At 73.3% G+C, this 22,288-nt stretch carries 19 protein-coding genes and 1 riboswitch; of the genes, 12 read left to right on the top strand and 7 right to left on the bottom strand.

The window, feature by feature from the left end:
• Window positions 1-9 precede the first annotated feature (9 nt).
• Window positions 10-104, bottom strand: a riboswitch (ZMP/ZTP riboswitch).
• A 34-nt stretch (window positions 105-138) separates the two neighbouring features.
• Window positions 139-843, bottom strand: coding sequence for a phosphoribosylglycinamide formyltransferase (gene purN / locus ACTHAM_RS12565; protein ID WP_440687932.1), 705 nt, complete (start codon window positions 841-843; stop codon window positions 139-141).
• A gap of 104 nt (window positions 844-947) precedes the next feature.
• On the opposite strand from purN, the gene ACTHAM_RS12570 reads away from it, so the two are divergent.
• Window positions 948-1,529: a hypothetical protein gene (locus tag ACTHAM_RS12570; protein ID WP_440687934.1), complete on the top strand. Its 582-nt coding sequence runs from the start codon at window positions 948-950 to the stop codon at window positions 1,527-1,529.
• Window positions 1,530-1,551: 22 nt separating this feature from the next.
• Here ACTHAM_RS12570 and ACTHAM_RS12575 read toward each other — a convergent pair whose 3' ends face one another.
• The 4 genes from ACTHAM_RS12575 to ACTHAM_RS12590 form a co-directional block, all read right to left on the bottom strand.
• On the bottom strand, window positions 1,552-2,919 hold the full coding sequence (locus ACTHAM_RS12575; RefSeq protein ID WP_440687936.1) for a cell division protein PerM: 1,368 nt from the start codon (window positions 2,917-2,919) through the stop codon (window positions 1,552-1,554).
• A gap of 77 nt (window positions 2,920-2,996) precedes the next feature.
• A complete protein-coding gene (sucD, locus tag ACTHAM_RS12580) occupies window positions 2,997-3,884 on the bottom strand; it encodes a succinate--CoA ligase subunit alpha (RefSeq protein ID WP_440687938.1) in 888 nt (295 codons plus the stop codon).
• Window positions 3,885-3,917: 33 nt separating this feature from the next.
• Window positions 3,918-5,096, bottom strand: coding sequence for an ADP-forming succinate--CoA ligase subunit beta (gene sucC, locus ACTHAM_RS12585; RefSeq protein WP_440687940.1), 1,179 nt, complete (start codon window positions 5,094-5,096; stop codon window positions 3,918-3,920).
• A 126-nt stretch (window positions 5,097-5,222) separates the two neighbouring features.
• On the bottom strand, window positions 5,223-6,497 hold the full coding sequence (locus tag ACTHAM_RS12590; protein ID WP_440687942.1) for an ROK family protein: 1,275 nt from the start codon (window positions 6,495-6,497) through the stop codon (window positions 5,223-5,225).
• Between the two features lie 43 nt (window positions 6,498-6,540).
• On the opposite strand from ACTHAM_RS12590, the gene ACTHAM_RS12595 reads away from it, so the two are divergent.
• Window positions 6,541-7,401 (top strand): LacI family DNA-binding transcriptional regulator, encoded by an 861-nt coding sequence (locus ACTHAM_RS12595; protein ID WP_440687944.1) that lies wholly within the window; start codon window positions 6,541-6,543, stop codon window positions 7,399-7,401.
• 24 nt (window positions 7,402-7,425) lie between these two features.
• Here ACTHAM_RS12595 and ACTHAM_RS12600 read toward each other — a convergent pair whose 3' ends face one another.
• Complete coding sequence (locus ACTHAM_RS12600) at window positions 7,426-9,579, bottom strand: alpha-galactosidase (RefSeq protein WP_440687946.1); 2,154 nt, start codon at window positions 9,577-9,579, stop codon at window positions 7,426-7,428.
• Window positions 9,580-9,628: 49 nt separating this feature from the next.
• Window positions 9,629-10,861, bottom strand: coding sequence for an ROK family transcriptional regulator (locus ACTHAM_RS12605; protein ID WP_440687948.1), 1,233 nt, complete (start codon window positions 10,859-10,861; stop codon window positions 9,629-9,631).
• Window positions 10,862-11,067: 206 nt separating this feature from the next.
• Between ACTHAM_RS12605 and ACTHAM_RS12610 the strand changes: the two genes are divergently transcribed.
• From ACTHAM_RS12610 to ACTHAM_RS12655, 10 genes are all read left to right on the top strand, one after another.
• Window positions 11,068-12,765, top strand: coding sequence for an ABC transporter substrate-binding protein (locus ACTHAM_RS12610; RefSeq protein ID WP_440687950.1), 1,698 nt, complete (start codon window positions 11,068-11,070; stop codon window positions 12,763-12,765).
• A gap of 103 nt (window positions 12,766-12,868) precedes the next feature.
• Window positions 12,869-13,861, top strand: coding sequence for an ABC transporter permease (locus ACTHAM_RS12615; protein WP_440687952.1), 993 nt, complete (start codon window positions 12,869-12,871; stop codon window positions 13,859-13,861).
• 12 nt (window positions 13,862-13,873) lie between these two features.
• Window positions 13,874-14,842 (top strand): ABC transporter permease, encoded by a 969-nt coding sequence (locus tag ACTHAM_RS12620; protein ID WP_440687954.1) that lies wholly within the window; start codon window positions 13,874-13,876, stop codon window positions 14,840-14,842.
• On the top strand, window positions 14,839-15,777 hold the full coding sequence (locus tag ACTHAM_RS12625; RefSeq protein ID WP_440687956.1) for an ABC transporter ATP-binding protein: 939 nt from the start codon (window positions 14,839-14,841) through the stop codon (window positions 15,775-15,777). Before ACTHAM_RS12620 ends, ACTHAM_RS12625 begins: the two co-directional genes overlap by 4 nt.
• The gene (locus ACTHAM_RS12630) at window positions 15,774-16,592 is read left to right on the top strand and encodes an ABC transporter ATP-binding protein (RefSeq protein ID WP_440687958.1); all 819 of its coding nucleotides are present in this window, start codon (window positions 15,774-15,776) and stop codon (window positions 16,590-16,592) included. The genes ACTHAM_RS12625 and ACTHAM_RS12630 overlap by 4 nt, the downstream gene beginning before the upstream one ends.
• The gene (locus tag ACTHAM_RS12635) at window positions 16,589-17,227 is read left to right on the top strand and encodes a GDSL-type esterase/lipase family protein (RefSeq protein WP_440687960.1); all 639 of its coding nucleotides are present in this window, start codon (window positions 16,589-16,591) and stop codon (window positions 17,225-17,227) included. The genes ACTHAM_RS12630 and ACTHAM_RS12635 overlap by 4 nt, the downstream gene beginning before the upstream one ends.
• 87 nt (window positions 17,228-17,314) lie before the next feature.
• A complete protein-coding gene (locus ACTHAM_RS12640) occupies window positions 17,315-19,966 on the top strand; it encodes a glycoside hydrolase family 2 protein (protein ID WP_440687962.1) in 2,652 nt (883 codons plus the stop codon).
• Window positions 19,963-21,426, top strand: coding sequence for a GH1 family beta-glucosidase (locus ACTHAM_RS12645; protein WP_440687964.1), 1,464 nt, complete (start codon window positions 19,963-19,965; stop codon window positions 21,424-21,426). The genes ACTHAM_RS12640 and ACTHAM_RS12645 overlap by 4 nt, the downstream gene beginning before the upstream one ends.
• 75 nt (window positions 21,427-21,501) lie before the next feature.
• Window positions 21,502-21,711, top strand: coding sequence for a helix-turn-helix transcriptional regulator (locus ACTHAM_RS12650; RefSeq protein WP_440687966.1), 210 nt, complete (start codon window positions 21,502-21,504; stop codon window positions 21,709-21,711).
• Window positions 21,711-22,262, top strand: a complete 552-nt coding sequence (locus tag ACTHAM_RS12655; protein ID WP_440687968.1) for a Clp protease N-terminal domain-containing protein — start codon at window positions 21,711-21,713, stop codon at window positions 22,260-22,262. Before ACTHAM_RS12650 ends, ACTHAM_RS12655 begins: the two co-directional genes overlap by 1 nt.
• Window positions 22,263-22,288 lie beyond the last annotated feature (26 nt).

Consider the following 22,288-nt stretch of genomic DNA (forward strand, 5'->3'; position numbering starts at 1 on the left):
GACACGGGACCCAGGCACCCAGGCGGACGGTGCTCTGCAGGGGAACTGCTCGGCCGCTCCCCGGTGGTCGATCCCACCTCGGTTCGCCAGTCACGGCCGGGCCCGAGTCTACCGGGCGCTCACCTCGCCCGTCAGCGCTCAGGCGCGCCCCTCGGCGGGGATGCTGACCCGGCGGCCCTCGACCCGCAGCCCGCCGCGGGCGATCCGACCGACCCACTCGACCAGCAGCGCCCGCTCGACGACCTTGATCCGTTCGTGCAGCGACTGCTCGTCGTCGTCGGGGCGCACCTCGACGGCCGCCTGCGCGATGATCGGTCCGGTGTCGACCCCCGCGTCGACCACGTGCACCGTGCACCCGGTGACGCGCGCCCCGTAGGCCAGCGCGTCGCGCACCCCGTGCGCCCCGGGGAACGCCGGCAGCAGCGCCGGGTGCGTGTTGACCACCCTGTCGGCGAACCGGCCGAGCACCGGCTGACCGAGGATCCGCATGAAGCCCGCGCTGACCACGACATCCGGGCGGAACACCGCCAGCGCCTCGGCCAGCGCGGCGTCCCAGGCCGGCCGGTCGGCGAAGTCGCCCGGGGCGACCACCGCGGTCGCCACACCGGCCGCACGCGCCAGGCCGAGCCCGCCGGCCTCGGGCCGGTCGCTGACCACGCCGACCACGCGACCACCCCAGGCCGGTTCGTCGTGCGCGGCGAGCAGGGCCGCCAGGTTCGTCCCGGCGCCCGAGACGAGCACCACCACCCGCCCGGTGCGGCGGGTGGGTACCGCGGGGGGCTGCGGCGACGGCGAACGGTCGGGCGCTCCGGGGCCGGCAGGGCGGGGCGGCGTGCTGGTCACGGGCCGACCCTAGCCCGACCCCCGCGGCGGGTGGCGGGCAGGCTCGGGCCGGGCGGGCGCCGGACGCAGACCCGGGGGCGCGCAGGGTGCGGGAGAATGCCCGGGTGACCAACCCGTACGCACCGCCGGACCCCTCGCGCGATGCCCCGCCGACACCGGCCGGACCGTCGCACCCGGACGCCCCGGACGCGCCGCGCGCCGACGGCACCCACCCGGACGTGCCGTGGATGCACCCCTCGCTCACCCAGCTGCCCGGGCCGCCAGTACCACCGGAGCCCCGACCGGTCGACGAGGTGCTCTCCGCGCGCGCCGCACGGCAGGCCAGGGTGTTCGGACTGCTGGTGCTGGCCTCGGTGCTGGTCAGCACGCTGCCGCTGCCGTGGCAGTCCGCCGCGCTGGTCTTCGCCCTGGGCGGCCTCGTCGTCGGCGCGCGGGCGCTCGTGCTCACCCTGCGCTCAGGGGCGCGCGGCGGACTGCCGGCCGCACTCGGCCTCGGCGTCGCCGTGACGCTGTTCTGGTCGTTCGTGGCCGGCGGCATGCTGCTGCTGTGGCCCGTGCAGGCCGCCCGCCAGGAGTGCGTGTCCCAGGCGTTGACGCTCACCGCGCAGCGCGCGTGCGAGCAGCAGTTCGAGCAGGACCTCAAGGACTGGCAGACCCGCCTCGAGGAGCGCGCGACCAACGCCTGAGCGACCGCTCCCCGTCGTGGTGTCAGGCCCGCGCGGCAGGCCCCTCGGCCGCGGCGGACCCCTCGGCTGCGGGCGTCCGCTCCGCAGCGGAGGACCCGCCCGCGGTGGCCGCCCCCGGGACCGTGCGGGACGCGCGCCGGCGGGAGGCGAACGACCGCACCATCGGGTCGGCCGGGACAGCCAGCAGGCTCGCCCCGAGCAGCACCCCACCGGCGACGGCAGCGGCCACCACCCACGGTGTGCCGCCGACCACGGCCATGCTGCCCGGGCCGATCGCCCCGGCGGCGAGCCGGACGAGCAGTGCGGACACCGCGCCGGCGGTCACCGCGAGCGCACCGAGAGCCACCAGCACGTCGCGTGCCCGGGTGGCGTGCAGCCGACGGTGCACGCTCCAGCCGACCAGCGCACCGACCAGCACCACCAGCACCGGCACGTACGTCATGGCACCGCCGGCCGCGTCGGGCGTGGGCAGGCTGCCGAGCACGGGCACGGTCGGCAGCGGCACGGCGACCACCTCGGCGGGCGCGAACCGGCTGCCGTCACCGACCGCGAAGCCCGGCCCGGCGATCCAGCAGAACGCCCACACCACCAGGTTGGGCACGTAGGTCAGCTCGGTGACGGCCAGCACCGAACCGCCGATGACGTCGAGGTTGAGGGCCCGCACCAGGTCCGTCACGGTGGCCCGACCGGCCAGCACCCACACCGAGGCGAGGACCGCCGCGAGCAGCACGAGCACCGCGACGGCGAGCGCACCCGCGGCCGCACCGACACGCGCCGGGGCAGGGACCCGGGACCACACGGGCCGGGAGACCTCACGCCACGCGGGCGCCTCGGGGCGGGCCAGGAGCCCTGAGCCGAGCCCCGTCGTGGCGACCGCTGCGGAGCCGAGCACCACCAGGGCCAGCGCCCCGCCCCCGACACCGACCCCCAGCGCCACCAGGACAGCCACGAGCACGTACGCCGCGACGCCGGCACCCAGCCCCGAACCCGAGGCCACCCCCGAGCGACGCGCGGAGGCGTAGCAGCTGAAGACGGCGAGCGCCGTGACACCGAGCGGCACCAGGCTCACCGAGACGCCACCCACGCTCATCGGCACCCCGTGCCCGAGCAACCACAGGCTCGCACCGACACCGACGGAGCGCAGCCAGCCGACACCCTCGTTGGACGGGTCGGCGGACGTGGCCACGTAGGCGACGAGCGCCGGCACGACCAGCACCAGCAGCGACAGCAGCGCACCCTGCAGGGCGCACAGCACCCCGGCGACCCACCGGGGTGCCCCGTCGATCGCGCTGGCGAAGAACGGTGCCCGGCGGGGCTCGTCGGACAACACACGGCGGGCCGCCTGCCCCACGGCAGGTGTCCCTCCGGTCCGCGGCGGGGTGGTGCTCACGGCCTCATCGTCGCCCGGGGACCGGCGTTGGGCGCCGACCGGCCCCGGCGCGTCGGCGAGGCGACGTCAGCGAACGGTCAGGACAGCAACGCGCGGGCGAGCGCGGCCGTCTCCGAGGGGGTCTTGCCGACCTTGACCCCGGCGGCCTCGAGGGCCTCCTTCTTGGCCTGCGCGGTGCCCGAGGAACCGGAGACGATCGCGCCGGCGTGGCCCATCGTCTTGCCCTCGGGTGCCGTGAACCCGGCGACGTAGCCGACGACCGGCTTGGTCACGTGCTCGGCGATGTAGGCCGCCGCACGCTCCTCGGCGTCGCCGCCGATCTCGCCGATCATCACGATGACCTCGGTCTCGGGGTCCGCCTCGAACGCAGCGAGCGCGTCGATGTGCGTGGTGCCGATGATCGGGTCGCCACCGATGCCGACGGCCGTGGAGAACCCGAGGTCCCGCAGCTCGTACATCATCTGGTAGGTCAGCGTGCCCGACTTGGACACCAGACCGATGCGGCCCGGGCCGGTGATGTCGGCGGGGATGATCCCCACGTTCGACTTGCCGGGGCTGATCAGGCCGGGGCAGTTCGGGCCGACCAGGCGCACGCCCTTGGCCTGCGCGTACGCGAAGAACTCGGCGGTGTCGGCCACCGGGACGCCCTCGGTGATGATCACCGCGAGCGGGATCCCGGCGTCGACGGCCTCGATGACAGCGGCCTTGGTGTGGGCGGGCGGCACGAAGATGACGGACACGTCGGCACCGGTGGCGGCGATGGCCTCGGCCACCGTGCCGAACACGGGCACGTCGACGGTGCCCTCACCGACGGGGAAGGTCACCGACGTGCCCGCCTTGCGGGGGTTGACGCCGCCGACCACCTGCGTGCCCGAGGCGAGCATGCGCGTGGTGTGCTTCTGCCCCTCCGAGCCGGTCATGCCCTGCACGATGACCTTGGACGTCTCGGTCAGGAAGATCGCCATGGTGGTTGTTCTCTCGTCTCTCGAAGTCGGCGGTCAGGCGACGAAGGCCAGGCGGGCGGCCTCGTCGGCGCCGCCGTCCATCGTGTCGGCGAGGGTGACGAGCGGGTGTCCGGCCTCGGCCAGGATCCGCCGTCCCTCCAGGACGTTGTTGCCGTCGAGCCGCACGACCAGCGGCTTGGACGCCTCGTCGCCGAGGATCTCCAGCGCGGCCACGATGCCGTTGGCGACCGCGTCGCACGCGGTGATGCCACCGAAGACGTTGACGAACACCGACTTGACCTGCGGGTCGGTCAGGATGATGTCGAGCCCGGCGGCCATGACCTCGGCCGAGGCGCCGCCGCCGATGTCGAGGAAGTTGGCGGGCTTCACGCCGCCGTGCGCCTCACCGGCGTACGCGACCACGTCGAGCGTGCTCATGACCAGGCCGGCGCCGTTGCCGATGATGCCGACCTCGCCGTCGAGCTTGACGTAGTTGAGGTCCTTCTCCTTGGCGCGCGCCTCGAGCGGGTCGGCCGCGGCCTTGTCCTCGAGGGCGGCGTGGTCGGCGTGCCGGAAGTCGGCGTTGGCGTCGAGGGTGACCTTGCCGTCGAGCGCGACGACGTCGCCCTCCTCGGTGAGCACCAGCGGGTTGACCTCGACCAGCGTGGCGTCCTCGTCGCGGTAGACGAGCCACAGCTTCTGCAGCACCGCGGCGACCTTGCCGGCGATCTCCGGGGCGAACCCGGCGGCGGCGACGATCTCGTCGGCCTTGGCCTGGTCGATGCCGGTGCGCGGGTCGACGGGCACCTTGGCCAGGGCTTCGGGACGCTCGACCGCGAGCTGCTCGATCTCCATGCCGCCCTCGACCGAGCACATGGCCAGGTAGCGGCGCTCGGCGCGGTCCAGCAGGAGCGAGAAGTAGAACTCCTGGGCGATCCTCGCGCCCGCGGCGATCATCACGCGGTGCACGGTGTGGCCCTTGATGTCCATGCCGAGGATCTCGGCGGCGCGCTCGGCGGCCTCGTCGGCGGACCGGGCCAGCTTCACGCCGCCGGCCTTGCCGCGCCCGCCGGTCTTCACCTGCGCCTTGACGACGACCACGCCGCCGTCGCCGCCGAGCAGCTGCTCGGCGCCCGCGCGGGCCTCCTGCGGCGTCGTGGCGACCACGCCGCCTAGCACGGGCACGCCGTGCTTCTCGAAGATGTCGCGTGCCTGGTATTCGAACAGGTCCACCGCGTGGGGTCCTTCCCTCGAGCTCGTGCCCTGCCGGGCTGGCTGCTGCGCCGCGTCGATGCTAACCGCGTCGAGCAGTTATCTCCACATCGAGATATCGACGCGCCGGGGTGCCGTCGCACGACCTCACAGCGCCGCCGCCGCACCGGCCGACCGACCGGTCGGCGCGCCCAGGTGGCGGGGAGCGAGCTCCTCCTGCAGCACGAGCGACGCCGCACCGACGGCCGCCGCATCGGCCGGCTGCGGGGAGAGCGTCACCCGCACCCCGTGCTTGGGCGCCGCGAAGAACTCCGCCTGCAGCCGCCGCTCCAGCACCGTCAGGTACAGCGACCCGGCCGTGGTGAACGACGGCCCGGCCAGCACCAGGGAGTCCAGGTCGAGCAGGTCGGCCACCGCCACCGCCGCATCGGCCAGATAACCGGCCGACTCCTCGACGAGCTCCACCGACAACGGGTCGCCGTGCACGGCGGCGGTCGCCACCGCCGCGAAGTCCGTGAACGGGTCGCCGTCGACGCTCAGCTGCGCGATCGACTCCCGACCCGCCGCCACCGCCGCCCGCGCACGCGCCGCCACCGCACGGGGGGCCGCCAGGTCCTCCACGGTCGCACCGGCCGAGCGGTGGTCGCGGTGCAGGTGCATGCGGCCCAGCGGTCCGGTGTTCGAGCTGGCCCCGCGGTACACCGAACCGGCCACCACGATGCCCGCACCGATGCTCGCGCCCATGTAGATCGTGCAGTGAGCGGCCGACCCGGGGATCCGCCCGCTCCAGAACTCGCCGATGGCGGCAGCCGTCGCGTCGTTGTCCAGCACCACTGGCAGACCCGTGGCCTGCGCGAGCGCGGCACGCACCGGGAACCGCTGCCAGCGTTCCAGGGTGCGCGAGACCAGCACCGCCCCGTCGTCGAGGTCCAGCGCGCCCGAGACCGCCAGGCCGATCCCGACCACGGCCGACCGGTCCACGTCGGCCGCGCGCAGCAGCACGTCGACCTGCTCGGCGAGGGTCGAGACCACGTCCTGCGGGTCACGGGAGCGGGCGCCCCGCACGCGGGTGCGTGCCACGACGGTCCCCCGCGCGTCGACCACCACCACCACGATCCAGTCGGCACCCAGCTGGACACCCACGCTGCACCGGGCGAGCCGGTCGAGGGTGAGCATGACCCGCGGCTTCCCGCCGGTGTAGGCACGCTCGCCGGTCTCGCGCAGCAGGCCGTCGTCGATGAGGGCCCGTACCGCGTGCGAGATGGCCGCCTGGGTCAGACCCGTGGCCTCGGCCAGCTCGACGCGGCTGATCGGGGCGCGCGTGCGCACGAGGTCCAGCACGAGGCGGCGGCTGACCGAGACGGACCGCCCGGCGCGCCCGCCACCGCGGGACCCCCGCGGCGACACCGGTGCCTCAGGCATGCGGTCAGTATGGCGCGCGACGACGCGGTCCATACTGCGTGGCATGACGACACGCGACAGCGCGGGCCGCGCACCACGGTTCGGTGTGGCGCTGCAGCCGACCGTGCAGGGGCGTGGTCTCGAGCCGTTCTACACCGACTTCCTGGCCGGGATGGAGGAGGAGCTCGACCGGCACGGCGCCACCGTGCTGCTGCACGTCGTGCACGAACGGGACGACGAGCTGGCCGCCTACCGGCGGTGGGCGGCCGAGGGCCTGGTCGACGCGGTCGTCGCGGGCGACCTGGTCGAGGACGACCCGCGGGCGCGCGTCTGCGCCGAGCTCGGCCTGCCGCTCGTGCTCATCGGTGGCGCGCCCGACGGCCGCGCCTCGGTGGTCGACTACGACAACGCCGAGGCGATGCGCACCGCCGTGTCGTTCCTCGCCGACCTGGGTCATCGCCGCATCGGCAGGGTCAGCGGACCTGCGAGGTACGCGCACACGCGGGCCAGGGAGGCCGCGTTCTGGCCGGCGCTGGCGGCGCACGGCGTCCAGGGGGCCCAGGCGGAGGGCGACTACGGCGAGGCGAGCGGTGCGGCGGCGACCCGCACGCTGCTGTCGGCGGACGAACCGCCGACCGCGCTGGTGTTCGACAACGACGTCATGGCCGTGGCAGGGCTCGCGGCCGCTGCCGAGCTCGGCGTGAGCGTGCCCGAGCAGCTGTCGGTGCTCGCCTGGGACGACTCGGCGAACTGCCGGCTGTCGCACCCCCCGCTGTCGGTGGTCAGCCGCGACGTGCACGAGGTCGGGCGCGACACCGCGAACCTGCTCCTGCGCCTGGCCGCGGGGGGCGAGCCCGAGGTGCTGAGCACCCCGGGCGTCCGGGTCGTCTCCCGGGGCACGACAGGCCCGGCGCCCCGCGGCTGACGTACGGCCGCGGGGCGCCGGTCGTCAGCCGACCTGCGTGACGTGCAGCACGAGCGCCTGGGCGGTCCACAGCATCGGGATCTGCAGACCCACCGTGGACAGCACCCGCCCGGTCAGGACCACCTCACCGGCACTCACCCACGGCGGCACGACCCAGCCGTAGCGCGCGGTGCCGATCTCGTCACGCACCCGCACCCGGTAGCGACGGTCGGGGTCCAGGCCGTGCAGCCGGACCCGTTCGGGCCGGGCGTCCTCGAGGCTGGCGACCGTGGCGATCGTCCACACACCCTCCTCGAGCCCGGGGGCGACCACGCCCGTGACCCGCAGCGCGGGGTCGCGCACGTCGGCGTGCACCGCGGAGCCGTGGTGCAGCACCGGGCGCAGCTCGCGGTACAGGGCGGCGAACCGGCGCAGGGTGGCGACCTCCTCGTCCGGGCAGGACAGCACGTCCCACTCGAACCCGGCCGACCCCATGAGCGCCGTGGCCAGGCGGTAGGACAGGTCGACCGTGCGGCCCGAGCTGTGCGCCACCGGCGGGCCGACGTGCGCGCCGACCAGCTCCGGCGGCAGCAGCAGGCCCGTCCAGCGCTGGATGTCCTGACGCTCGACGGCGTCGTTGGAGTCGCTGGCCCACACCCGGTCGGCGACCTGCAGGATGCCCAGGTCCGTGCGGGCACCGCCCGACGAGCACGACTCGATCTCCAGCCCCGGGAACGTGGCCTTGAGCTCGGCGATCAGGCGGTACGCGGCCCGCGTCTGCTCGTGCACGCCCGGACGGCCCGCGTGACGGGCGTCGACCAGGTCGCGGTTGTGGTCCCACTTGATGAAGTCGATCCCGAGCCGGTCCACGAGGGCGGCCATGGCGTCGCGCACGTGGGCGTACGCCTCGGGGCGCACCAGGTCGAGCACGAACTGCGTGCGCCACGACAACCCGGCCGGCTCGGGCACGTGCGCGGGGTCGTGCAGCAGCCAGTCGGGGTGCGCGCGCGCCAGGTCGGAGTCCAGGCACACCATCTCCGGCTCGAACCACAGCCCGAACTGCATGCCCAGCTCGTGCACCCGGTCGGCGAGGGGTTCGAGCCCCTCGGGCCAGACGGACGTGTCGACGGTCCAGTCGCCCAGGCCGCGGGTGTCGTCGCGGCGGGCCTGGAACCAGCCGTCGTCGAGCACGAACCGTTCGACGCCGATGTGCGCGGCCCGCTCGGCCAGGCGCAGCACGGTGGCCGGGTCGTGGTCGAAGTAGACGGCCTCCCAGGTGTTGAGCACGAGCGGCCGCTCGGTGCGCGGGTGCTGCGGCCGCGAGCGCAGGTAGGTGTGGAACCGTGCGCTGATCCCGTCCAGGCCCGCATCGGTCCACGCGAAGAAGCCGACGGGCGACGTGTACGACTCCCCCTCGTGCAGCACGACCTCTCCCGGTCGCAGCAGCTCGCCCGCACCCAGCAGCGTGGGCTGCTCGGGCAGCCGGTCGGTGCGGTAGGTGGCGTCGCCGCTCCAGCCCAGGTGGGTGGCCCAGATCTCGCCGTCACGGTCTCGCGGGTCGGCCGCCGAGAGTGCCAGCAGCCAGGGGTGGTCGTGGCCCGCGCGCCCGCGCCGGGTCTGGCGGGCCACGCCGCCGCGGGGCAGCGGTCCGGTGGCGGGGACCTTCTCGCGGGCCCAGCGCCCGGAGAACGTCGTCATGCGGTCGGCGTGGGTCGGCACGGGCAGCGCCGTCTCGAGCCAGTGCACCGTCACCGGGTCGACGGAACCGTTGGTCAGCTCGTGCTCGACGGTCAGCAGCCCACCGACCTCCAGCCGCAGGCGGGTGGTCAGGGTCAGGCCGGCACCCTCGGCCACGACCTGCACCGCGTGCTCGTCGCCGGTCACCGCACGCAGCACCCAGTCGACCAGCAGCGGCGTCCCGGCACGTTCGAGCTGCAGACCGGGGCGACCGACCCAGCCGTCGGTCTCCTGCGGGACCAGCGAGGGCTGCCATGCGGCGTCGAGCGTGGCGGGGGGCGTCTGGCGGCCGACCGCGACGGCGAGCGCGGCGAGGTCGGCCTCGCCCACCTCGCCCAGGTCGGCACCCCAGTGCAGTACGGCAGGGAGGCCGGGACCGGTCGGGTCGACGACGACGGCGACCCCGTCCCGGCGCAGGGTGAGTCGGTGCGGGGCGGGGGGCTGGACAGGCTGGGAGGACACGGGTCTCCGTTCCAGGGTCGGGCGGGTGGTCGGGCGGGAGGGCTGGGGTTCAGGCGGAGGCCGGCGCGGGCACGAGCCCGACCTCACGGACGGCAGGACGGCCGAGCGGTGAGCGCAGCACGACGAGCGCGCCACCGACGGCGGCCGCCGCGCCGACGTCGGTCGACAGCCGCACCCGCACGGGGCGCAGCAGGCGGGCGAGCGCACCGCGTTCGACCGCCTGCTGCGCGAGGTCGACGTAGACCGGTCCGGCGGTGGCGAAGGCGGGGCCGGCCAGGACCACCGTATCCAGGTCGAACAGGTTCATGAGGGTCACCGCCGCCGTGCCGAGATGTCGGGCCGAGTCTTCCAGCAGGTCCTGTGCGTCCCGGTCGCCACGCGCGGCCGCGCGGGCCACGCGTTCGAAGTCGGCGAGCACGTCGTCCTCGTCGCCGCTCATGCGGAGCCGCTCGCCCAGCCCGGGCACGGCGCACGCCCGCGCGACGACCGCCGATGGGCCCGCCAGCGACTCGGTGCAGCCGGCGTTGCCGCACGAGCACGGCGGGCCTGCCGGGTCGAGCGGCACGTGGCCGATCTCGACGGGGTTGGCGGTGCGGCCGCGGTACACCTCGGCCTCGACCACGACTCCTCCGCCGATGCCGCTGGCCATGTAGAGCACGCCGAACGTGTCGATGTCGAGCGAGCCGACCCACTGCTCCCCGACCGCCGCGGCCGTCGCGTCGTTCTCCAGCAGCACCGGCAGGCCGAGCAGGTCGGACAGGGTGGCGGTCAGCGGGAAGTCCTGCCACGCGGGTGTGGGTTGCGGGGTGAGGATCACGCCGCGTGCGCGGTCCTGCGGGCCGTGCGTGACGAGCCCGACGCCCAGGACCCGTTCGCGGGGCACGGCGGCGCTGGCGAGCAGGTCGTCGACGTGCTCGGCGAGTGTGCGCAGGGTGGCCTCGGGGGTGCCGCGGCCGACGCCGCGCAGGCTGGTGGCGGCGACCCGGCGCCCGGCGAAGTCGGTGACGACGACCGCGCTGGTGCACCGGTCGAGCTGCACACCGACCGCGTACCAGGCCGCCGGGTCCAGCTCGAGCAGCCGCCGGGGCGAGCCGCCGCGGGAGCGCGCTCGGCCGACCTCGTGCACCAGGCCCTCGTCCATGAGGTCACGGACCACGTTGGTGATGGTCGCGGCCGTCAGGCCGGAGGTGGTGGCCAGCTCGACGCGGCTGATGGTGCCCGCGGTGCGGATCAGGTCGAGCACGAGCGCACCGGTGACGGGACGGCTCGGTCCGATGGCCATGTGCACGTTCTCCTCCTGCTGCCGCGGTCTGACGCGGTCTCACGCCGCGAGGTCACGGTCCGGACACGGTTGCGCCGGACTTCACCCCATAACTTGACGGACTAAATTTAGCAGAGCAAGAATCGGGTTCCGCCCTCCCGCGGCCGCGGTGACGGGCCCCGTCGACGTCGACCGGACACCCCGGCCGACGGTGGAAAGGACCAAGGATGTTCCTGAGGACACGGACCAGCAGGTACCGCACCGGCGGCGCACTCGTCGCCGGGCTCGTCACCTCCGCACTGCTGCTCACGGGCTGCTCCGGCGGGGGCGGGGGTTCGTCCACGGCCGCACCGTCGGGCTCCACGATCACCGTCTTCAACGGCGCGACCGGCACCATCACCGAGAACTTCAACCCGTTCAGCACCACGGCGCTGCAGCCCACCCTCGGCGTGATCTTCGAGTCGCTCTACTGGTACAACCTGGCCTCCGACACCGACCCGACGCCGCTGCTGGCCACCGGCTTCGAGTGGAACGAGGACGGCACGCAGCTGACCATCCACACCCGCGAAGGCGTCACGTGGAGCGACGGCGAGCCGTTCAGCGCCGCCGACGTCGCCTTCACGTTCAACCTGGTCAAGGACACCGAGGCCCTCAACACGACCGGCCTGGCCGCCACCGCCGAGGCCACCGACGCCAACACGGTCGTGCTGACGTTCCCCGAGCCGTCGTTCATGCAGGAACCCAACGTGCTCGGCAACCGCGGGATCGTGCCCGAGCACATCTGGAAGGACGTCGCCGACCCGGTCACCGAGATCAACTCCGACCCCGTCGGCACCGGCGCGTTCACCGTCAAGACGTTCTCCGCGCAGAGCTACATGCTCACCGCCAACCCCGACTACTGGGGCGGCGAGCCCGCCGTGAAGAACGTCCGCTACATCTCGCTCGACTCGGCCGACGCCGCCAGCGCCGCCCTGGTCGCCGGCGACGTCGACTGGATGAGCGCGTTCCTGCCGGGGCTGGAGGACATCATCGCGACCAACCCCGACCTGTCGTACGTGAACACCCCGGCCATGACCGCCTCGATCTTCACCTGCTCCGACGCGGCCGCCGGCTGCGTCGGCCCGCAGACCGAGACCGCGGTGCGCCAGGCCATCTACCACGCGCTCAACCGCGAGCAGCTGAACAACCTGGCCGGTGGCGGCTTCGCGGCCACGGCCTCCCCCACGCTGCTGCTCCCCGAGCGTGACGCGTCGTGGATCGCCGACAAGGCGAACCTCGAGGCCCCGCAGTCCGCCGACGTCCAGACCGCCAAGGACCTGCTCGACGCGGCCGGCTGGGTCGAGGGCGAGGACGGCATCCGCACCAAGGGCGGCGAGCGCCTGTCCATGACGATCCAGACCGTCACCGGCTGGAGCGACTTCATCTCCCTCAACGACGCCATGACCCAGCAGCTGGCCGAGGTCGGCATCGAGCTCAAGCCCAGCCAGGTGTCCTGGAACGAGTGGAACGACGCGCAGCAGTCCGGCAAGTTCCAGCTCTCGCTCGACTCCATCGGCCTGCAGGCCTCGGCCAACCCGTTCTTCACGTACGACAAGTGGTACAACTCCGCGAACACCACGCCCGTCGGGGAGAACGCCATCGGCGGCAACGCGAGCCGCTTCTCCAACCAGGTCGTCGACGACGCGCTCGCCGTGGCCCGCTCCACCGCCGACGAGACCGTGCAGGCCGAGCAGTACGCACTCATCCAGGACGTCATCGCCCAGGAGCTGCCGTACATCCCGATCTACGTGAACTCGATGCTCACGGAGTTCAACAACAGCCGCGCCACCGGCTGGCCCACCAACGAGGACAAGTACGCGATGCCCGTCTCGTGGAAGGCCTGGGACAACGGCATCGTCCTGAAGTCCATCACGCCGGCCAACTGACCCCAGGCGTCCCACCCGGGTGCCGACCCCCAGGGGCGGCACCCGGGTCCGGCCCCGGCGCACCACCGGGGCACGCCACCGACGAACCTGGAGGCACCCAGCCGTGCGGTACATCCTGCAGAAGCTCGGCTTCTACGCCGTCGCCCTCTGGGCAGCGCTGACGCTCAACTTCTTCATCCCCCGGCTCATGCCGGGCAACCCGGTCGACATCATGGTCTCCAAGCTGGCCACCAAGGGACCGGTCACCGCCGAGACCCGCAAGGCCATCGCCGCCATGCTCGGCACCGACACGCAGGCGCCCCTGTGGCAGCAGTACGGCGACTACCTGCACGCGCTGGTCAGCGGCGACCTGGGCACCTCCGTCGCGTACTTCCCGGCCAGCGTCAACCAGATCATCGGCCAGACGCTGCCGTGGACCGTCGGGCTGATCGGGCTGTCGACCGTCATCTCGTTCCTGGTGGGCGTCGGCCTGGGCACGTTCGCCGGGTGGAAGCGCGGCTCGTGGGTGGACAACCTCATCCCGTTCACCACCATGCTGCAGTCGGTGCCGTACTTCTGGCTCGCCCTGCTGCTGCTGTTCTTCTTCGGCAGCGTGTGGCCGGTCTTCCCGCTCAACGGCGGCTACGACGTCTACACGTTCGCCGGCCCCGAGCTGAGCTGGGGGTTCATCTCCTCCGTGCTCTACCACGGTGCACTGCCCGCACTGACGATCGTGCTGTCGTCCATCGGCGGCTGGATGCTCGGGATGCGCAACATGATGGTCTCGACGCTGTCCGAGGACTACATCCTCACCGCCGAGGCCAAGGGCCTGCGCCCCCGCCGCATCCGCTCCGCGTACGCCTCACGCAACGCGGTGCTCCCCTCGATCGCCGGCTTCGCGATCTCGCTCGGGTTCGTCGTGGCCGGCTCGATCGTCACCGAGGCGGTCTTCAGCTACCCGGGCATCGGTTCGGCGCTGCTCATGGCCGTCAACTCCAACGACTACGCGCTCATGCAGGGCATCTTCCTGGTCATCACCCTGGCGGTGCTCGGAGCCAACCTGCTCGTCGACCTGCTGTACGGCGTCATCGACCCCCGCACGCGGGCCCGTTCCTAGGAGGCAGCAGCCATGGCCATCACCACCCTCGACCCGCACGTCGCGGCCGACGAGGCCGCCGGGACCCTCCCCCCCGGACCGCGCCGGCGCCGACGCCTGCCCCGCACCGCCAAGCTGATCACCGGTGTCAGCCTCGCCGGCACGATCGCCCTGTTCGGGATCGTCGGCCCGTACCTGGTCGGCGACCCCTCGAAGGTCGACGACATCGGGCTCGCCCCGCCCTCGTCGCAGTACTGGCTCGGCACCACGCAGACCGGCCAGGACGTGCTCGCCCAGCTGGCGCACGCCACCCGCGGCTCACTCACGATCGGGCTCGTGGTCGGTGTGCTGACCCTCGTGCTCTCGGCGTTCTTCGGCGTCGTCGGCGCGTTCGCCGGCGGCTGGCTCGACGAGGCGTTCTCGCTGTTCAGCAACGTCATGCTGGTCATCCCCGGCCTGCCGCTGGTCATCGTCATCTCCTCCTACGTGCCGGAGAAGAGCATCTGGTTGGTGGCCGTGGTGCTGGCCATCACCGGGTGGGCCGGGTCGGCCCGCGTGCTGCGCGGGTTCACGCTCAGCCTGCGCGGCCGCGACTACGTGCTGGCCGCCCGGGTCAGCGGCGAACGGTCCTGGCGGATCCTCGCCGTGGAGATCCTGCCGAACCTCATCCCGCTGCTCGCCTCGCAGGTGGTCTTCGCGATCATCTTCGCGATCCTCGGCGAAGCCGGTCTCTCGTTCCTGGGGCTCGGCGCGACCGGCTCGTTCACCTGGGGAACCATGCTGTTCTACGCGCAGAACGGCCTCGCGCTGCGCCTGGGGGCGTGGTGGTGGTTCGTGCCGCCGGGCCTGCTGCTGGCGCTGTTCGGCGCGGCGCTGTCCCTCATCAACTTCTCCATCGACGAGGTCATCAACCCCAAGCTGCGCGCCCAGACCCGGGCCGACCGCAAGAAGTGGTCGATGTCCCGCGAGCAGCTCAAGGACGCTGCGGAGGTCATCGTATGAGCGCCCCGACCACGGCCCCGGCCGCCGCGACCGTCAGCCGGCACCCGGTCCTGACCATCGAGGACTTCTCCGTCGACTACCTGGTCGACCCGCCCGTGCACGCCGTGGACCACGTGAACCTGGAGCTGCGCCGCGGGGAGATCCTCGGCCTGGCCGGCGAGTCCGGCTGCGGCAAGTCGACCCTGGCGTACGGGATCACCCGGCTGCTCAAGCCGCCGGCCACGATCACCAGCGGCTCGGCGACGTTCCACTCACGGGAGGGTTACGACGTCGACCTGTCGACGCTGCGCGGCGACGACCTGCGGGCCTTCCGCTGGGACAAGGTCGCCATGGTGTTCCAGGGGGCGATGAACTCCCTGAACCCGGTGCTGCGCATCCAGGTGCAGCTCGAGGACGTGCTCACCACGCACCGCCCCGAGATGACCAAGGCCCAGCGGCGCACCCGCTGCGCCGAGCTGCTCGAGCGCGTCGGGGTGGACCCGGGCCGGCTGCGGGCCTACCCGCACGAGCTGTCCGGGGGCATGCGCCAGCGCGTCATGATCGCCATGGCGCTGGCACTCGAACCGCAGATCCTCATCATGGACGAGCCGACGACCGCGCTGGACGTCGTGGTGCAGCGCGAGATCCTGCGCGAGATCACCCGGCTGCGGGCCGAGCTGGGCTTCGCGGTCGTGTTCATCACGCACGACCTGCCGCTGCTGCTCGAGATCAGCGACCGGATCGCCGTGATGCGCGCGGGGCGGATCGTCGAGCTGGCCGACGCCGTGACGCTGTACACCGACCCGCAGCACGCGTACACCAAGCGCCTGCTGTCCTCGTTCCCGAGCCTGACCGGGGCCCGCGGCGACTTCATCCGGACGGGCGTCGACGCCTCGCCCTCCTCGGCCTTCGCGGACGAGACCACCCGCAGCGTCGATGAGGAGGCCGTGCGATGACCACGCTCGAGTTCAAGGACGTCGTCAAGGACTACACGCTGCGCCACGGGCTGCGGACCTCGACGCTGCGCGCGGTCGACCACGTCAGCTTCGCGCTGGCGCCGGGCCGCACCACGGCCCTGGTCGGGCAGTCGGGCTCCGGCAAGTCCACGATCGCCAAGATGCTCATGCAGCTCGAACGGCCCACCTCGGGGCAGATCCTGCTCGACGGCGAGCCCGTGCACCGCCGTGGGGCCGGCCTGCGGCGGTACCGCAAGACCGTGCAGATGGTGTTCCAGGACCCGTTCGCCTCGCTCAACCCGTACCACACGGTCGGCCACCACCTGGCGCGGCCCGTCACGCTGCACCACCCCGAGCTGAGCAAGGCGCAGGTCCGCGAGCGCGTGCTCGACCTGCTGCGCCGGGTGCGGCTCGACCCCGCGGAGGACTACGCCGACCGCAAGCCGCACGAGCTGTCCGGCGGGCAGCGTCAGCGCATCGCCATCGCGCGGGCCCTGGCCCCCGAGCCGGGGATCCTCGTGGCCGACGAACCGGTGTCGATGCTCGACGTGTCGATCCGCCTCGGGGTGCTCAACCTGCTCGCCGAGCTGCAGCGGGAGGAGGACCTCGGCGTCCTGTACATCACGCACGACCTGGCCACCGCCCGGCACTTCAGCGACGACATCATGGTGCTGTACCGCGGTGTCGTGGTGGAACGCGGCCCCGCGGACGAGGTGATCCTCGACCCGCAGCACGAGTACACCCGGCTGCTGGCCTCGGCCGCACCCGACCCGGAGCGCCGGCTCGCCGAGCTGAACGGGGCGGTGCGCGCATGAACGGGATCGACGACACCTCGCGGATGCCCCGGTCGGTCGTGTTCGCCGGCGACTCCATCACCGAGTGGGGGCGGCACGAGGACCCCGACGGCTGGGGCAGCGGGTACGTGGGCCTGCTGGCCCGCGGGCCGCTCGCGGCAGCCACCGTGACCAACACGGGTGTCGGCGGCGACCGCGTCCGTGACCTGGAGGCTCGGTGGGCCGACGACGTGCTGTCGCTGCAGGCCGAGGTGCTCAGCCTGTACGTGGGCGTCAACGACACGTGGCGCCGCTTCGACCAGGGCGAGGAGACCCCCGCCGAGGAGTTCGAGGCGGCGCTGCGTCGGCTGCTCGTGCCCTGGGTGGAGCGCGGCACCCGGCTCGTGCTCGTCGAGCCGTTCGTGGTGCCGGTCGAACCGTCCCAGGAGGACTGGCACACCGACCTGGGGCCCAAGCAGGACGCCGTGCGCCGGGTCGCCGCCGACCTCGACGCCGCGCACGTCCCGCTCGCCGCACCCCTGGCCGCGCTCGCCGCCGAGATCGGCCCGCACCAGGTGGCCGCCGACGGTGTCCACCCCACACCCGCCGGTCACCGGCTGCTCGCCGACGCCTGGTGGGCGGCCTACCGCACGCGGTACGCACCCGCGCACGCCTGACCGCGCCGCGGCGCACCGCTCGCATCGCCCCGCCGCCCCCGCTGCACCAGAACCACCACCAGTACCAGCACTGTTCAGGAGAACCCCATGCAGACCGCGTCGCTCCCCGACGGCTGGACCGTCGCCGCCACCGCCGGGCCCGTGCCGGCCGACCTGCCCGAGGTCGTGCCCGCCCAGGTGCCCGGGTGCGTGCACACCGACCTGCTCGCGGTCGGGGCGATCGTCGACCCGTACCTGGACGAGGGTGAGAGCGCACTGCGGTGGGTGCACGACGTGGACTGGCGCTACACGCGCGACCTGGCGCTCGCGCCGGCGGCCGCGCACGAGCGGGTCGACCTCGTCTTCGATGGCGTCGACACGGTCGGCACGGTCCGCCTGGGCGGTGTCGAGCTGGGTCGCACGGCGAACATGCACCGCTCGTACCGGTTCGACGTACGCGCGCTCGCCGACGGCTCGACCCACCCGCTGACGGTCGACCTGCGCTCGGCGACCGCGTACGCCTCCGGGCTGCGTGACAGGCTCGGTGACCGCCCTTCGGCCTACCAGCCGGTGCCGTACAACTTCGTGCGGAAGATGGCCTGCTCGTTCGGCTGGGACTGGGGGCCGGACCTGCGCACGGCCGGCCTGTGGAAGGACGTGCGGGTCGAGCGGTGGAGCGTGGCCCGGCTCGCACAGGTGCGACCGCTGGTCACCGTCGACGCCGACGGCACCGGCCGGGTCGAGGTGCACGTCGACGTCGAGCGCTCCGGTCTGGGCGCGGACGAGGCGCTCGCGGTCGATGTCGAGGTGCACGGCGCGCACGCGCGCGGCCGCCTCGCCGCCGAGGCGACCAGCACGGTCGTCACCGTCGAGGTGCCCGACGCGCCCCTGTGGTGGCCGGTCGGGTACGGCGAGCACCCCCTCGCCGAGCTCACGCTCACCCTGCGCCGCGGCGAGCTGGACGACGAGACGGTCCTGGACACGTGGGCGCGGCGGATCGGGTTCCGCACCGTCGCGCTGGACACCTCCGACGACGAGCACGGCACCCGGTTCACGATCCTGGTCAACGGCCAGGCCGTGTTCGTCAAGGGCGCCAACTGGATCCCCGACGACCATTTCGTCACCCGGATCACCCGCGAGCGCCTCGACCGTCGCCTCGACCAGGCCCTCGGGGCGCACATGAACCTGCTGCGCATCTGGGGCGGGGGCCTGTTCGAGTCGGACGACTTCTACGCCGCGTGCGACGAGCGCGGGATCCTCGTCTGGCAGGACTTCCTCATGGCCTGCGCGGCCTACCCCGAGGAGTCGCCGCTGTGGGAGGAGGTCGAGGCCGAGGCACGCGAGAACGTCGTCCGGCTGATGACCCACCCGTCGCTGGTGCTCTGGAACGGTGGCAACGAGAACCTGTGGGGGCACGAGGACTGGGGCTGGAAGGAACGCCTCGGCGACCTCACGTGGGGTGAGCGGTACGCGACCGAGCTCTACGCGCAGGTCCTCGCCGAGCTCGACCCGACCCGGCCGTACAGCGCGAACAGCCCGTACACGCCCCGCCGCGACGCGGCCGACATGCACCCGAACGACCCGGATCACGGCTCGCACCACCAGTGGGAGGTGTGGAACCGGGTGGACTACACGCACTACCGCAGCGAGGTGCCGCGCTTCTGCTCCGAGTTCGGCTTCCAGGGTCCGCCGACGTGGCGCACGCTCACCGACTTCGTGCACGCCGCGGACGGCGCAGCGTTGGTCGACTCCCCCGCACCCAAGGACGACCGCGTCTTCCTGGTGCACCAGAAGGCCGACGACGGCAACGGCAAGCTCGACCGCGGCATGGCCCCGCACCTGGGTGTGCCCACCGGCTTCACCGACTGGCACTGGGCCGCGCAGCTGAACCAGGCGCGCGCCGTGCAGCACGCCGTGGAGCACTACCGCTCGTGGTGGCCGCGGACGGCCGGCGCGATCGTCTGGCAGCTCAACGACTGCTGGCCGGTGACGTCGTGGGCGGCGATCGACTCGCAGGAACGCCCCAAGCCGCTGTGGTTCGGGCTGCGGCACGCCTACGCCCCGCACCTGCTCACCGTCGTCGAGCGGGACGGGTCCGCGGCGCTCGCGCTGGTCAACGACACGGCCGAGGTGTGGTCGGGCGCGTTGAACCTGCGGCGGGAGACCTTCGCGGGTGTGCGGCTCGCGACCGGCACACTCGACGTCGCGGTCCCGGCGCGCACGGTCCACCTGCTCCCCATGGACGCCTCGCTCGCCCGACCCGACGACGCCTCCGACGAGGTGCTGGTCGCCGAGCTCGGCGACGTCCGCGCCGTGCACACGTTCGCCGAGGACGTCGACCTGCGGCTCGACCCGGCGCCGCTGGACGTCACGGCCGTGGCCGTCCCCGGCGGCTACCGCGTCGACGTGACGGCGCGGTCGCTGGCCACGGACGTCACCCTGCTGGTCGACCGAGCGGCAGCCGACGCCCAGGTGGACGACGCGCTCGTCGACCTGCCTGCCGGCGCCTCGGCCTCGTTCGTGGTCCGCACCGACGCGACGATCGACCCGACCGTGCTGACGACCGCACCCGTGCTGCGCACCGCCAACGACCTGCGGGCCGTGCCGGTGCTGGCACCCGACCAGGTCGCCGTCGCCCCCGAGCACCACGGCGGACCGGACGCGGGGGCACGCCCGGTCGATGCCGCCGTGGACGGCGCGGTGGTGAACGGCGCGGTGATCGGCGGCGCGGTAGTCGGCGGCGCGGTGGTCGTGCCGTGAGCCACGCCCGCCCGGCCGGCCGCGCGTTCCCACCCGGGTTCCTGTGGGGTGCGGCGACCGCCGCCTACCAGGTCGAGGGCGCCGTCGCCGAGGACGGCCGCGGACCCTCGATCTGGGACACGTTCTCGCACACCCCCGGGAAGGTCGCCGGCGGCGACACCGGCGACATCGCGTGCGACCACTACCACCGCGTCGAGCAGGACGTGGCCCTCATGGCGGACCTCGGCCTGCAGGCGTACCGGTTCTCGGTGGCCTGGCCGCGCATCCAGGCCACGGGCGCCGGCCCGGCGAACCCGCTCGGCCTGGCGTTCTACGACCGGCTCGTCGACCAGCTGCTCGACGTAGGCATCGCGCCCGTGGTGACCCTCTACCACTGGGACCTGCCGCAGGCGCTGCAGGACACCGGCGGCTGGGCCAGCCGCGAGACCGCCTACCGGTTCGCCGACTACGCCGAGCACGTGGCCCGGGCCCTCGGCGACCGCGTGCACCTGTGGACCACGCTGAACGAGCCGTGGTGCTCGGCGTACCTCGGCCACGGCTCCGGCGAGCACGCACCCGGCATCCCCGACCCGGGGCTGGCCCTGGCGTCCGTGCACCACCTGAACCTGGCCCACGGGCTGGGCGCCCGCGCGGTGCGGGGCGTGCTCGGCGAGTCGGCACCGGTGTCGGTGACGTTCAACCTGCAGGTGCACCAGGCCGTGTCCGACGACCCTGCCGACCTGGCCGCCAAGCGCCGCATCGACGTCATCGCCAACGAGGTGTTCCTCGGACCGACCCTCGAGGGCGCCTATCCGGCCGAGGTGTTCGCGCAGACCTCCCGGTTCACCGACTGGGCGTTCGTGCGCGACGGCGACCTGGACGACATCCACGTCCCGATCGACGTGCTCGGCCTGAACTACTACAACACCTCGCGCGTCGGGGCCCGGCGCGCACCCGTGGCCGTCGACCCCGACGCCCCGTTCGTGCCGACCACGGCGATCGGCTGCGAGGACGTCGAGTGGTTCGAGCAGCCCGGCCCCCGTACCCAGATGGGGTGGAACGTCGACCCGCAGGGCCTGACCGACCTGCTGCTCGAGCTGCACGCCCGCTACCCGGACCTGCCGATCATGATCACGGAGAACGGCGCCGCGTTCGACGACGAGGTCGGGCCGGAGGGTGAGGTCGCCGACCGTGAGCGCACGGCGTACCTGTACGACCACGTCGACGCCGTCGGTGCGGCGATGGACGCGGGTGTCGACGTGCGCGGCTACCTGCTGTGGTCGTTCATGGACAACTTCGAGTGGGCGTGGGGCTACTCGCGCCGGTTCGGCATCGTCCGCGTCGAACCGGGCACGCTGCGCCGCACGGTGAAGGACTCGGGTGCCTGGTACCGCGAGCTGATCCGCGCGGGTCGTCTGCCCGCGGTCGGCGCGGCGAGCACACCCGCCGTGCGCACCAGTCTGGACGCCGCACAGGCCTGACGCGGGCGCCGGAGCGCTCCGATGTGCGTCAACCTCCGTTGACAACACCGATCTCGTCAACCTACCTTGACACTCGTGACCGATCAGCTGCTCACCGCGGCCGCGGGCGACGACCCCGCGGAAGGGCTGCGCGCCGTGCGCGCCCTGCGGCAGCTCGCCGACCGGCTCGAGGCGCTGCACGTGGAGCACGCCCGCTCCCGCGGGTGGTCGTGGCAGCAGGTCGCCGAGGCCCTGGGCGTCAGTCGCCAGGCGGTGCACAAGCGGTACGGGAAGAAGGTCGGCTGATGTTCGAGAAGTTCGCCTCCGACGCCCGTGAGGCCGTCATCCGTGCCCAGGACGCCGCCCGCACCACCGGTTCGGACCACGTCGGCGCCGAGCACCTGCTGGTCGGCGCCGTCACCACTCCCGAGTCGGTGGCCGCCCGCAGCCTGACCCGGCTGGGCCTGCGCCCGGGCGACGTCGTGGTCCTGGTTCGTCACCTGCCCACGGAGGCGCTCGACGACGAGGCGCTGGCCAGCGTCGGCGTGGACCTCGAGGCCGTGCGCGCCCAGGCCGAGGCGACGTTCGGCCCGGGCGCCCTCGACGGCAGCCGCACACCGCCGCGCCGCGGGCACCTGCCGCTCGACGGCGCCGCGAAGAAGACCCTCGAGGTGGCCCTGCGTGAGGCCCTGCGGTTCAAGCAGCGTCGTATCGACTCCGGTCACCTGCTCTTCGCGTGCGCCCGCCTGGACGACACCCGCGCGCATCGGGTGCTCGCCCAGCTCGGCGTGACCCCCCAGGGGTTGCGCCAGGCCGTCATCGCGACCTGGGCCGACGGCCCGGACGGCGCCTCGTAGCCCCCGGGCCTGCTCCGCCTTGCCGC

Origin of the sequence: Cellulomonas soli (assembly GCF_052036975.1) — a bacterium.
In the GTDB taxonomy this organism is placed as follows: Bacteria; Actinomycetota; Actinomycetes; order Actinomycetales; family Cellulomonadaceae; genus Cellulomonas; species Cellulomonas soli_A.